Genomic DNA, 11855 nt, shown 5'->3' with positions numbered 1-11855 from the left:
TGGCACCGGACACCCCAGCACACACCCGACGCCGACGCGGCACGGGTATTTCAACCACCATGGAGATTGCAACATGAGCACGCACTTTTGGGGCGAAGGCAACATTGGCTCCCCGCCCGAATACCGGGAGTTCCCCAACGGCAACGACGAGCCGCGGCGCTTGCTGCGGCTGAACGTGTATTTCGACAACCCCGTTCCCACCAAAGGCGGCGACTTCGAGGATCGCGGCGGCTTCTGGGCGCCCGTGGAAATCTGGCACCGCGACGCCGCGCACTGGAAAAGCCTCTACCAGAAAGGCATGCGCATCCTGGTCGTCGGCCGCATGGAGCGCGAGCCCTGGACGGACAACGAAGATCAGCCGCGCGAAACCTGGCAGATCAACGCGCGCAGCGTCGGCATCCTGCCGTTTCGCATCGAGTCCGTGACCCTCAGCCCGAAGCCGCAGGATGCGGAGGCAAAGCCCCAGGCCGCCCAGGAACCGGCTGCGCCAAAAGAGCCGCGGCGTAGGAAGTGACCCGGCATGGGTCGGCCACTGTTCGCCGCTCCATGCACCCGCGAGCTATCCCCAGGGGATAGCTCCATCTACGTCCACCGGATTCCACGTGCTCCCGAAAATCGCGGCTCCCGGCCCGCACACCCCGGCTGCATACCATCTCCGCCCCAGCCATTCCATCCCGTGAAAGTGGTCGCCACCGCTTGCGACTTGTTTGCTGTTGCCCCTGGTGGGGACCGGCATCCTCGATTCCAGCAACTCAATGAACCACGGAAATCGGATGGACGGATATGCGGCTGTTCTTGTGCGAGAAGCCCTCCCAGGGCAAGGATATTGGTCGGATTCTCGGCGCGACACAGCGCGGTGAAGGCTGCCTCAACGGCTCCGGCGTCACGATTACCTGGTGCATCGGCCATCTCGTAGAAGCGGCAGCACCCGAGGTCTATGACGCGGCGCTCAAGCGCTGGTCGCTGGAGCAGTTGCCCATCATTCCCCAGCAGTGGCGGGTCGAGGTCAAACCCAAGACCGCCACGCAATTCAAGGTCGTCAAGGCGCTTCTGGCGAAGGCGACCCATCTCGTCATCGCCACCGATGCCGACCGCGAGGGCGAGCTGATCGCCCGCGAGATCATCGACCTGTGCGGCTACCGTGGCCCCATCGAGCGCTTGTGGCTGTCGGCGCTCAACGATGCGTCGATCCGCACTGCGCTCGGCAAGCTGCGACCATCATCCGATACGCTGCCGATGTACTACTCGGCGCTGGCGCGTTCGCGGGCAGACTGGCTCGTCGGCATGAACCTCAGCCGTCTGTTCACGCTGCTCGGGCGGCAGGCGGGCTACGACGGCGTGCTGTCGGTCGGACGTGTCCAGACCCCGACCCTGAAGCTGGTCGTTGATCGCGACCGCGAAATCGCGGCTTTCAAGTCGGCGCCGTTCTGGGCCATCGACGTGTCTTTGTCCACAGAGGGTCAGGCTTTCTCCGCGCAGTGGGTTGCGCCCGACGGCTGCACCGACGACGCCGGTCGTTGCCTGCAACAGCCGGTCGCCCAGCAGGCGGCGCAGCAGATTCGCGCTGCGGGCAGCGCCCAGGTGGTGTCGGTCGAGACCGAGCGCGTGCGCGAAGGCCCGCCCCTGCTGTTCGACCTGGGGACGCTTCAGGAGGTCTGTTCCAGGCAGCTCGGGCTGGACGTACAGGAGACATTGCAGATAGCCCAGGCCCTGTACGAGACGCACAAGGCCACAACCTACCCGCGCTCGGACTCCGGCTACCTGCCCGAAAGCATGTTCGCCGAGGTGCCCACCGTCCTGGACAGCCTGCTCAAGACCGACCCGTCGCTGCGCCCGATCATGGGTCAGCTCGACCGCACCCAGCGTTCGCGTGCATGGAACGACGGCAAGGTCACAGCGCACCACGGCATCATCCCGACGCTCGAACCGGCGAATCTTTCCGTCATGAGCGAGAAGGAACGGGCCGTGTACCGGCTAATCCGGGCGCATTACCTGGCCCAGTTCCTCCCTCACCACGAGTTCGACCGCACCGTGGCCGAGCTTTCCTGCGGCCAGCAGAAGCTGGTGGCTACGGGCAAGCAGGTCGTCGTCAAGGGCTGGCGCCTGGTGCTGGACGAGCCCGAACGTGAAGGCAGCGCTGATGAGGACGCCGACGCCTCTGCACGCAGCCAGGTGCTACCCGCGTTGCGCGAAGCGATGGCATGTCAGATCGCTGGGGCCGACATCAAGGCACTCAAAACGATGCCACCCAAGCCCTATACGCAGGGCGAACTGGTCAAGGCGATGAAGGGTGTTGCGCGTTTCGTGACCGACCCGCGCCTGAAGCAGAAGCTGAAGGACACGACGGGCATCGGCACCGAGGCGACGCGGGCCAACATCATCAGCGGGTTGATCACTCGCGGCTACATCGTGAAAAAGGGACGCTCCATCCGTGCATCGGATGCGGCGTTCACGCTGATCGATGCCGTGCCTGCGGCGATTGCTGACCCCGGCACCACCGCCGTGTGGGAACAGGCACTCGACATGATCGAGGCTGGTCAGCTCACGCTGGACGTGTTCATTGGCAAGCAGGCCGCCTGGATTTCGCAGTTGATCGCGCAGTACGGCAGCATGTCCCTGTCCATCAAGCTTGCCCATGGACCAGCATGCCCGCAGTGCGGCGCATCGACGCGCCAACGCACCGGCAAGAGCGGTCCATTCTGGTCGTGCAGTCGCTACCCCGACTGCAAAGGCACGCTGCCGGTCGAATCTGGTCCGCCCAAGCGTGGCGCTTCGCGCTCGCGTAGCAGCGGCCGCAAAGGCGCCTAACCGACTCCGTTTCCCGTGGGCCGCACCCTGTTTCAAAGGCGTGGCCCGTGTCCCGCACGCCCCTGCGGGTCGCCCAGCGCGCAACGCCTTCTTGTCCGTGTGCGCGTCCCGTCGAGCCGTCCCCGGCTGCGGGACCTGAAGGTAGTTTTTCCGCGAACCGCCTCCCGCGTGTTCTGCTGGTCTGTGTTTCTCCCGCCCACTGCGAAGTGGTCCCCCGATGGCTTGCCTGGCAGCGCGAGCCACCCGGAGACCCTTTGTGGTCAGCGGTATTCAGTGCCGGTGCCCACCGGCGCAAAAACGGGCTCCCTTTGTGCGCGGATGTGCGCCAGACGATGCCGGCCCCAGCCACGACATGGGCCGGGTGTGATTGCTGATGAGCAGACGGTTCGAGCGACGACCGGGCCTGCAACAGCCCACGGGTGGTTATTTCCTCCCGAGCCGAAGGTCAGCGAGCCTTCGGCTCCTTTGTCTCGTCGATCAACGTTCCGACCCAAGGGCCGGCCACAGCAACAGGAAACCGACGCATGCAACAACCGGAGAAAGTACGAGCCGCGTTCGAGCGCGACCTTGGCAACAAGGTGCTGTTCATCAAGGACGGCAAGCTGCTGTTTATCGATGGCATCAACCTCAAGGCCATCGCCGACCGTAAGGCGTATTTCGCTTCGCTGCGTGCGCGGCAAACGCAACCCATTGTGGTCCTGGCCGAACTGGGACAGGACGAGGCATTCGCCCTGTGGAAGCAGTATGTCCTGGGCGACAAGACCGAGTGAGCCAACGCACCCACGCCCCCCCTGACAGCCCGCACTCGATGCGGGTTTTCTGTCTCCGCGCCATCAATCCGGGCTGGGCCGATTGCCGTTTTCCAACTGACGCAGCGAGGCTCCCGGACGAAGCTGCCCGCATGTTCGCTGATTCGTCAGCACATGCCAGCAGCCATGGGTTCCAGGCTGCCGTGGGTTCTTCCCGCGTAACCCGCCAGTCCGTATCGCATCAAGTCTGCGGACGCGCGTCCCCGTGACGCCGATGCTTTTTATCCACCACGTGCGGGAGCTGCCATCCCGTGAGGGACAAGGCCTCGCTTTTCCAAGGAGCCTACCCATGTCCCACAAAGCCTCTTTCGGCCAGTTGGCCTTGACCTATTGCGGCAAGTTCCTGCCGCTCGAAGTCCTGCAAAGCGCCGCCGGCCACTACATCGGCACGCGCGATACCGAAGGTCCCGTTTCGCGGGAATCGCACGAGTACTTCCGCAGCCATGCGGCGGCTCAACGTGCCCTCGAAAGAGGCGGCTGGTCCCAGCTCGCCATTCCCTGATCCAACTGGAGGAATCACGCCATGAATCAACTGCTGCCGCAGGAAGTCGTCGATCAGATCATGCGGGAAGAGCAGCATTTCGCTGCCGCGCCCCAAGCCTTCTTCGAGGCATGGAAGCGTGGTGCCGAGATCGCTGGCCCCGAATGGTTCGGCGACGGCACCCGTGAAGGTCTGAACCAGGCCAAGAGCAAGTGGGATCTGCGTCCCAACATGCTGCTGCTCAATGATGCCCTCGGCGTCCTGAGCAGCGGCGAACGCATGTTCCTGTCCGCCATGGTCAGCTTCTACAACGCGCGCGAGGGCGGTGCCATGCTCAAGCGCTGCCACTTCGACGGGCTGTCGGACTTCGACGGCCTCGATCTGCAACGCCGCAAGGTCATCGCCGACTTGATGGTGAACTACAGCGGCTGGTGAGCCCGTTTCGGGCACACCCCCGTCTTTTCGTTCCCCACGAGGGACATGCGTCCACACGGCCATGTCCCTCGATTTCCTTTCCGTAGCCCAGCGTAAAGCGGCTGAATCAAAGCCAACGATCAGCGCCGACTGACGCATTTTCCCTTTTCAACCCACTGGGTCCAATTCCCGGTGGCGGGAATTGGCTCCATTATTCAATCTGGAGCGTTCCCATGTCTCAGAATCCCAATCCCTTTGTTCGCGGCTACTGGAACTTGAAAATCGTCCGCACGCTGTCCATCAGCTACGAGGACGGAAGCCCGCATGTCTGGCGAAATATCCACCCGAGCCAGCAACATCTTTCCGACCAGGAACTGATTTCATCTTCCTGCATCGTCACCAGCGATTTCGCGGTGGTCACGAACGGCTCTGAACCTATAAGCGCCGAGGTGCTGGCCGAATGCGATGCCGATGAGGGCGTTAACGGCGAAGGCGTGATCGGTGCCGTGGTCTATGCCATTCATGGCGAGGACTTCGACGATCGCCTGATCCACGTCGGTGACAGCTATTCGGTCGAGGCCGCGCGGGAAATCGTGCAGCGCCTGAGTTTCGAGACCGGCTACTACAGCCGCTGCTGGGAAATCAGCAGCGCGCACATCAGCCAGGAAACCGGCCAGTACCTCGCCAATCTGGCGGACCTCGCCACGCCGGAGGCCTTTTTGTTCATCGCCTTTCGGGTTCCGTACAGCCCGGCGATCGGCGTCAAGCTGATCTCAACGCCCTGGACGGACCAGAACCTGGAGCACGCCGATGGCATCACCGCCGAGCAGCTTCGGCAGGAGCACCGCAGCAAGGGCATGCCAGACGACCTGGCGAACATCCTGGAACTGGCTGGCCAGGCCGATGTGCGCATCCTCATCCTCGACGCCGACGCGCCCGTGTTGCCGGGCTTGCCGCTGGCCGAGTCCTAGCAAACACACCACGAGCCCACCTTCCTCTTTGCCCTCCATGCCAGCCCGTCTCCTTTCTAGGAGCCGGGCTGGTCCAATTTCATAGGAGCACTTTATGTTCCCCGACCTCATCTCGCCCGCACGCGACTTCGAGCATCAGCTTGGAGCCTGCGTCAACGCCATGGGCCAGGACGACGCCATCGGCCAGATCCTGGTATTCGAGCGCTTGAGTGGCACGCTGCACATGCGCCATATCGCCAGCGCCGATCTGGCCGACACCGACATTGACGACTACGAAATGGTCGTTTTCGACGGTGGCAACACCGGCGGCGACACGTGGAAGCACGTGTTCTTTCCACGTCAGCGCGAACACTACTTCGTGTACCAAGCCTGACCACCCAGCCCCTTTCGAGGGGCCTTTTCTTGTCCCGGCGCAGGAAAGCGGGTGCGGCGCGGTGCGGTTTGCTGAGCGCAGGCCGCTCACTCAAGGGCCATCCTTACCCCATGTTCGTCGGCGTTGCCGACACATGCCCAGGCAGCCAAGACCTTCAAGGCTGCAAGCGCGGGAAACCGTGCTGGTTGTTTCTTCCTACGGACGCATCGCGCCCATTCACCCACAAGGGACCTCTCCCTTGCGGGCGGGAATCCCTTGTTCTTCCTCAAGGAGATTCACATGGATCGCTCTCTCATCAAGACCCTGATGCCTTCGCTGGTCGCAGGCCATGTGCCGCGCAACGTGCGATCGTTCAAGTACCGCGTGTTCGATGATCAACCACAGTCCTCGACACTGGGCTTCGTCATTGATCCCCAGCCCTTCGACGGCAAGGTGGTAGCAGCCAGCAAAGACGCCATCGTCGTCAAGCTCAAGCCCAGCGAGTTCGCGGTACTCGATCCCAACCTGGTGACCACCGTTCCCAGCGAGGGCACCAAGGTGCATGTCCAACCCTATGCCCGTCGCCGTTTCGACGGCCTGCGTGCGGACACGCCAGAAGAGCGCACCGAGATGATGTCCGACGGCACTCCCTACACCGTCAAGACACACATCCTCGGCTCCGCGCCGGCCAAGCTGCCCATTCCCGAGCCGCAGTGCATGGAACTGGGTCAGCTCATCGAGCAGTTGGAGGAAATGCCGGCGCCCGACAGGTTCCGGCGCATCACCCACATGCTGGTCGATGCGGGCGCCCACGACTTCACCTGGGTCGATCCGAAGCCGTCCAGGATCATCGAAACGCCCCCGGCGATCAGTTTCACGGTTTCGACCGCGAAGTTCGCCGGCCAGGTGACGATCCTCTACCAGCGCGGCAGCGATACCTATGCGGTGGAGCTGCGCCGCGACGGCGAGTTGGTCGATCGGCACGACGAGGTGTACTTCGACATGCTCGGCGAAGTGCTGGAGCGGCTCATCGACGACGGACGCTGGCGTCTGATCGATGTGAGCGTGATCGGCGCGGAGACGTCCCGACGGCGCCGCGCTGTACCTGCGTGACACCACGAAAAAAACCAGGCGACATGCCCCCACAGGCTCTCCCTCCATTCGGAAGGAGGGCCTTTTTTCTGCCTGGGAGATTCATCAAAGGGAATCGCCCGGATGCCGATTGATGGCTGCCTCGCGCGCGAGGCGAGGCCATGCTGAGCCCATGCCTGCTGACGTTGTCAGCGACATGCCAGGCAACCATCGGTCTTCGAGGTTGCGGCGCAGCTCCCACTGCGTGACCGAGCCAGCTCGCACCGCATCCATCCGCGAGCGGCCACCAGTCTCTGGTGGTGGATGCTTTCGCCTTATCAACCCATCGCGGGGTTACGCACCTTTCCCCGCAGCGTGGGACTGGCGTGTCTCCGCTTCATCCCTATGGAGATTCACCATGAGCACCACGTCCAACGAGAAATCGTATTTCGACCTCCACACCTCGGGCATCGGTTACATCCAGCGTGTCCGTGAAGTGCCTGTTCGGGGCGGCCGCCGTGCGCAGCCTTTTCTGGCATGCACCATCGCCGCGCTGGTCGGTTCCGCAAAGGACCCCAGCTATCGCTATTTCGATGTCAAGGTCTCGGGTGCCGAGGCCAAGAAGCTGGTCGAGCGCTGCATCGGCGTTGACGATCCCAAGCAGCGCCCGCTGGTGCGCTTTCGCCTCGGCGACCTGTGGGGCGATGCGTACATCCGCGACAAGGGCGAGCAGAAAGGCCAAGCCGCCGCGTCCCTCAAGGCGCGACTGCTCAAGGCCGAGCCACTTGACCGAGCCGAACTGGCTTCGATCAGGCATCACGAGCTGATCACCCGCGGCATCGGCTACCTCAGCCGTCCGAAGGACGTCACGCCCAAAGATGGCGACCCGTTCCTCTCTTGCACCGTCGCCGCGCTGGCCGGGCCTGTCGATGAACCGGAGTATCGGTACTTCGACACCATCGTTACCACCCCTGAAGCCGAGCATCTGGTTCGCCGGTGCGTGCAGGCCATCGAAGGGGACTGCAAGGTGCTGATCGCCTTCCGTCTCAACGACATGAAGATCGATCCGTACATCCGCACCAAGGGTGAACGCGCTGGGGAACCGGCCGCAAGCCTGGAATCGACGCTGATCCACATCGGCCTGATCAAGATCGACGGCACCAAGGTCTATCCGACGAGCCCCGCGCAAGCCGAGACGCCGCCAGCCCAGGACGCATCCGCGTCCGAAGCCGAGGACGCCGGCCCCGCTGCCGATCAGCCTGCCGAGCCCGCCGAGCGCGAGCCCGAAGGTGAAGTCGAGAAGCAGGAGCCGGCATTGGCTGATTCGTTCTGATCGGCAAGGCCCTCGCGGGCCTTGTCGTTTTCCCAATCGCTAAGGAGAACCATCATGGCAGCCACATCGGCATCCGATAAATCGGTTTCGCCCATTGTCGTCCCCGGCCAACTCACGCTGCGCACCATTCGCGGCAAGAACGGCCCCTTCACCGTCGGTCGCCTCGCCACGCACCTCGGTACGTTCGAGGTCAAGGACCCGGAGCTGGAGCAATACCCCGAAGGCAAGTACGACGGGGAGTTCATCATCAGGTACATCTTCCCGAAGTCCTACCCGGTCGGTGGTGGCATGCGTTTCGAAATCCGCGCCAGTCTGGACGGAATGACGCTCTACGACATCGACAAACTGAGCCGTGACGAGGCACGCAGCTTCGCCACTCAGGACCTCGATCCACTTGATGAAGAGCTGGGCGAACAGCCTGCGGTAACGCCGGCCAAACCAGCCAAACCAGCCAAAACGTCCAGGCCCGCCAAGCCCGCACCTGTGCAGGCATCCGCAGACCCGCTGGTCGATACCACCCCCTTTGGTGTGGATGCGCCGACGCCCGCTACGGCGACTGCCTCCGGCAGTACCGAAGAGGGCGATGCCGCGCTGTTCGGCCTGCTGTGGCCGCTGGATGAGTCCGTGAAACTGGATTCGACCATCGACCGCCGCACCCTGCGCGCGCAGATCGCTCGCTTGAGCGAACTGGGTTATGCGCTGGACTTCAAGACGCAAGAGTGGAGCCGCCAGGCCGAACTGCAACCCGCGTAGTACGGAACGCTGCATCTGCGGTGTTCCTCACCCACCCGCCGGGGGCCTTCCCCTCGGGGGAAGCCTCCGGCTTCATTTCTCCCGGAGGCCTCTCATGGGCTGGTATTTCTCCCCCCAATCGCGGTCTGAACTGATCGCGGAACTGATCACACCGCAAGAGACCGAGCGCACCAGCGTGAAGGTCATCGCCCACGCACTGCGTGGCAACGTCCTCTGGTCTGTTACGCAAGTGACGGCCAAAGCCGACGGCGTACATCGTGATCTCGCGCCAGGTCAGTCCCTGCGCTATATCCGCTGCGATCTGCTGCAACGCAGCGGCGGCCAGTGGGGCTACAAGCCGCTGGACGAATCCATGCACCCGTACTACTACTCGTGCCCGCTGTCCTATCTGGATCTCGCACCGGAGCAATCCGCCGACTGGCGTGCAGGCGTTCGCGCCTACCACGCGCAGAGGCGCATACCCAAAGCAGCCCCGGCTACGACGCTGACGGCCTGAGCCAGGGCGTTTGCCCTACCACCCCAAGGGGCAGCACTTGCCCCAGCGGCGCTGCTGTTCCCGCTTATCCGAGGACACCACTATGCCCGCAAACCCTTCTTCCACCACGCTGTATCGCATCGACGAATGCCCGGACGTGATGGCCGACGCTTGCGTCGGCGATGACCAGGGCAATCTGATCTTCCTGTCGATCTGGGCGCGGGACACCGCCGTCCAGCAGTTCCTTGCTCGCCTGACCCTCGGGCGTGACGAGCAAGGCCTGGAGCAGTTCCACGTCATCACCGACCAGGGCGGCAGCGTCCCGGTGTTCGTCGGCAACGTCGATCGCCTGGAAAAGCGCATGACCCGCGCCTACCGGCGAACGCTGTTCGGTTCGCTGTCCAACGTGTGGCTGTTCGATCGGCGCTGCGTCAAGCCCGACAAGGCCAACGCCAGCGCACTGGCATTGCTGCCCCGCGATAGCGACCACCGGCTTGACCGCCTGTGGACGTTGGTGCAGGACACCTGCCCACTGCCATTGCTCGACCACTGGCGCGAAACCGTGCTGGAACTGCTGCAAAGCCGCGAGATGCTGACCCGCCTGCCGTTCGCCCTCGGGCCTTTGGTGGGCCATCGGCTCGCCATCGACGTGCCGGCGCTGACCCAGGCGCTCGGCTCGCTGATCCGCAGTGACGTGCTCACCGCCTATCCCTATCCGGCCAAGATTTGGACGCCGGAAACGGTAGCGGCTTGACCCACCTGCGCAGGCACGCCAAGGCGTGCCTGCGCCAATCATCCCCGCCAACCAGGAGACTTCCATGGCTCTCATGTTCCCGCGGCTCGCCCGCAATTTCGTGAAAAACGGGTACTTCCCGACCGACGAACCCACGCTCGAAAGAGCGCTCAACGCATTGATGCCCAGTAACTCTGAATCCAATGGGCCGATGTGCATCCTCGATCCCTGCGCCGGCGAAGGCGTGGCAATCGCTGAAGCGGCTCATGCCCTGGGGCGCGAGCATGCCAAGGCGTTCGCCGTCGAGTTCGACGCAGAGCGGGCGCGCCATGCCCGTGGTCTGGTCGATCACTGTCTGCACGCGGACCTGATGGACACGATGATCTCCAAGCAGTCCTTCGGTCTGCTCTGGCTCAATCCGCCGTATGGCGACCTGTCCAAGGACGTCAACGGCAACATTGGCTATCAAGGTCAGGGCCGAGCCCGCCTCGAAAAGCTGTTCTACCAGCGCACGCTGCCCCTGTTGCAGTACGGCGGCGTGCTGGTCTTCATCGTCCCCGGCTACGTGCTCGATGCCGAGCTGGTCGGCTGGCTGACACGCCACTACACCGACCTGCGGATCTATCGAGCGGTGGAAACGCAGTTTAAGCAGGTGGTGATCTTCGGGCGACGGGTGCGTCAGCGTGAGCAGACACCCGATGCCGTCAAGGCCGTGCGCAGTCTGTTGCTGCAGATTGGGCTTGGCGAAATCGAAGCCGAGGAGCTGCCGAGCGAATGGCCGTTCCTGCCGTACATCGTCCCCGCCAGCCCGGCGGAGCCGGGGCATTTCTTCCGCGTGACGATGGAGCCGGAGCAGTTCGCCGATGAGGTTGGCAGACTGCAAGGCCTCTGGCCGTCGCGGGATACGCAGTTGGGGGCCGCGCAGCAGACGCTACGTCCACCGGCGCGGGCCTTGTCCCACTGGCATCTCGCCCTGGCTCTGGCCGCAGGCGCGATCTCGGGAGTCGTGCAATCCAAGACGGGGCGCGTGCTCGTCGTCAAAGGTGACACCCACAAGGACAAGACGCTCCAGCGGGAATTCACCGAGCGCGAAGACGGCTCGATCGCCGAGACGCGCATCCTCACCGACAAGTTTGTTCCCGTCATCCGCGCGTGGGACATGACGCCTGATTCCCCGACACGGGGCGAGGTGTTGACCATTCGCTGATTGTTTTTCACCGCCGACGGTTCGCCGTCGATTTTTCCACCTACCGGGGTCCAGTCGCCCCGATGGGGTGCCGTGGCCCCTCCATATCCAGGAGCCTTCCATGGCAGCCCAAGCACTTTCCATCAGCCAAACACCGAGCCTGCGCTTCTCGCCAGGCCAGGTGGTCATGACCTGCGGCGTCGATGACCTGGTCCGACAGGGCCGGCTCAACCCGACTCCCTACCTGCGTCGCCACCTCGGCGGCGATTGGGGCGACCTCGACGACAGCGACAGGCGGCAGAACGATGCCGCGCTGAAGTCCGGCGAGGATCGTCTGTTTTCTTCTTACGAGGTCACACCCGGCCTGAAGATTTGGATCATCACCGAATGGGATCGCAGCGTCACCACGCTGTTGCTGCCCAACGAGTACTGACCGCGAGTTGTCACCGCAGGCCAAGGAGTGCCTGTA

At 63.6% G+C, this 11855-nt stretch carries 14 protein-coding genes; all 14 read left to right on the top strand.

The window, feature by feature from the left end; translation table 11 throughout:
* Positions 1-73: 73 nt before the first annotated feature.
* Entirely contained in the window at positions 74-514 is a 441-nt protein-coding gene (locus APH25_RS19670) for a single-stranded DNA-binding protein (RefSeq protein ID WP_003158612.1), read from the top strand.
* A 269-nt stretch (positions 515-783) separates the two neighbouring features.
* The gene (locus APH25_RS19665; RefSeq protein ID WP_003158613.1) at positions 784-2808 is read left to right on the top strand and encodes a DNA topoisomerase III; all 2025 of its coding nucleotides are present in this window, start codon (positions 784-786) and stop codon (positions 2806-2808) included.
* 524 nt (positions 2809-3332) lie between these two features.
* Positions 3333-3578 (top strand): hypothetical protein, encoded by a 246-nt coding sequence (locus APH25_RS19660; protein ID WP_003158614.1) that lies wholly within the window; start codon positions 3333-3335, stop codon positions 3576-3578.
* Between the two features lie 328 nt (positions 3579-3906).
* Complete coding sequence (locus tag APH25_RS19655; RefSeq protein ID WP_003158617.1) at positions 3907-4119, top strand: hypothetical protein; 213 nt, start codon at positions 3907-3909, stop codon at positions 4117-4119.
* Positions 4120-4140: 21 nt separating this feature from the next.
* Entirely contained in the window at positions 4141-4533 is a 393-nt protein-coding gene (locus tag APH25_RS19650; protein WP_003158618.1) for a hypothetical protein, read from the top strand.
* A gap of 212 nt (positions 4534-4745) precedes the next feature.
* Positions 4746-5483, top strand: a complete 738-nt coding sequence (locus APH25_RS19645; protein ID WP_003158619.1) for a hypothetical protein — start codon at positions 4746-4748, stop codon at positions 5481-5483.
* 94 nt (positions 5484-5577) lie between these two features.
* A complete protein-coding gene (locus APH25_RS19640) occupies positions 5578-5856 on the top strand; it encodes a hypothetical protein (protein ID WP_003158620.1) in 279 nt (92 codons plus the stop codon).
* A gap of 279 nt (positions 5857-6135) precedes the next feature.
* The gene (locus APH25_RS19635; RefSeq protein WP_003158621.1) at positions 6136-6948 is read left to right on the top strand and encodes a hypothetical protein; all 813 of its coding nucleotides are present in this window, start codon (positions 6136-6138) and stop codon (positions 6946-6948) included.
* A gap of 376 nt (positions 6949-7324) precedes the next feature.
* A complete protein-coding gene (locus tag APH25_RS19630) occupies positions 7325-8239 on the top strand; it encodes a DUF3577 domain-containing protein (RefSeq protein ID WP_003158622.1) in 915 nt (304 codons plus the stop codon).
* 54 nt (positions 8240-8293) lie between these two features.
* The gene (locus tag APH25_RS19625) at positions 8294-8992 is read left to right on the top strand and encodes a DUF3275 family protein (protein WP_003158623.1); all 699 of its coding nucleotides are present in this window, start codon (positions 8294-8296) and stop codon (positions 8990-8992) included.
* Between the two features lie 94 nt (positions 8993-9086).
* On the top strand, positions 9087-9488 hold the full coding sequence (locus tag APH25_RS19620; protein ID WP_003158624.1) for a hypothetical protein: 402 nt from the start codon (positions 9087-9089) through the stop codon (positions 9486-9488).
* An 82-nt stretch (positions 9489-9570) separates the two neighbouring features.
* On the top strand, positions 9571-10221 hold the full coding sequence (locus APH25_RS19615) for a hypothetical protein (RefSeq protein WP_003158625.1): 651 nt from the start codon (positions 9571-9573) through the stop codon (positions 10219-10221).
* Between the two features lie 64 nt (positions 10222-10285).
* Positions 10286-11407 carry a DUF6094 domain-containing protein gene (locus APH25_RS19610; protein WP_003158626.1) on the top strand — a complete coding sequence of 374 codons (1122 nt, stop codon included), beginning with the start codon at positions 10286-10288 and terminating at the stop codon, positions 11405-11407.
* A gap of 100 nt (positions 11408-11507) precedes the next feature.
* Positions 11508-11819, top strand: coding sequence for a hypothetical protein (locus APH25_RS19605; protein WP_003158627.1), 312 nt, complete (start codon positions 11508-11510; stop codon positions 11817-11819).
* The last annotated feature ends 36 nt before the right edge of the window (positions 11820-11855 follow it).

The organism is Pseudomonas sp. NBRC 111119, from assembly GCF_001320125.1.
Classification (GTDB): domain Bacteria; phylum Pseudomonadota; class Gammaproteobacteria; order Pseudomonadales; family Pseudomonadaceae; genus Aquipseudomonas; species Aquipseudomonas parafulva.
This window is presented reverse-complemented; position numbering and strand designations above follow the sequence as displayed.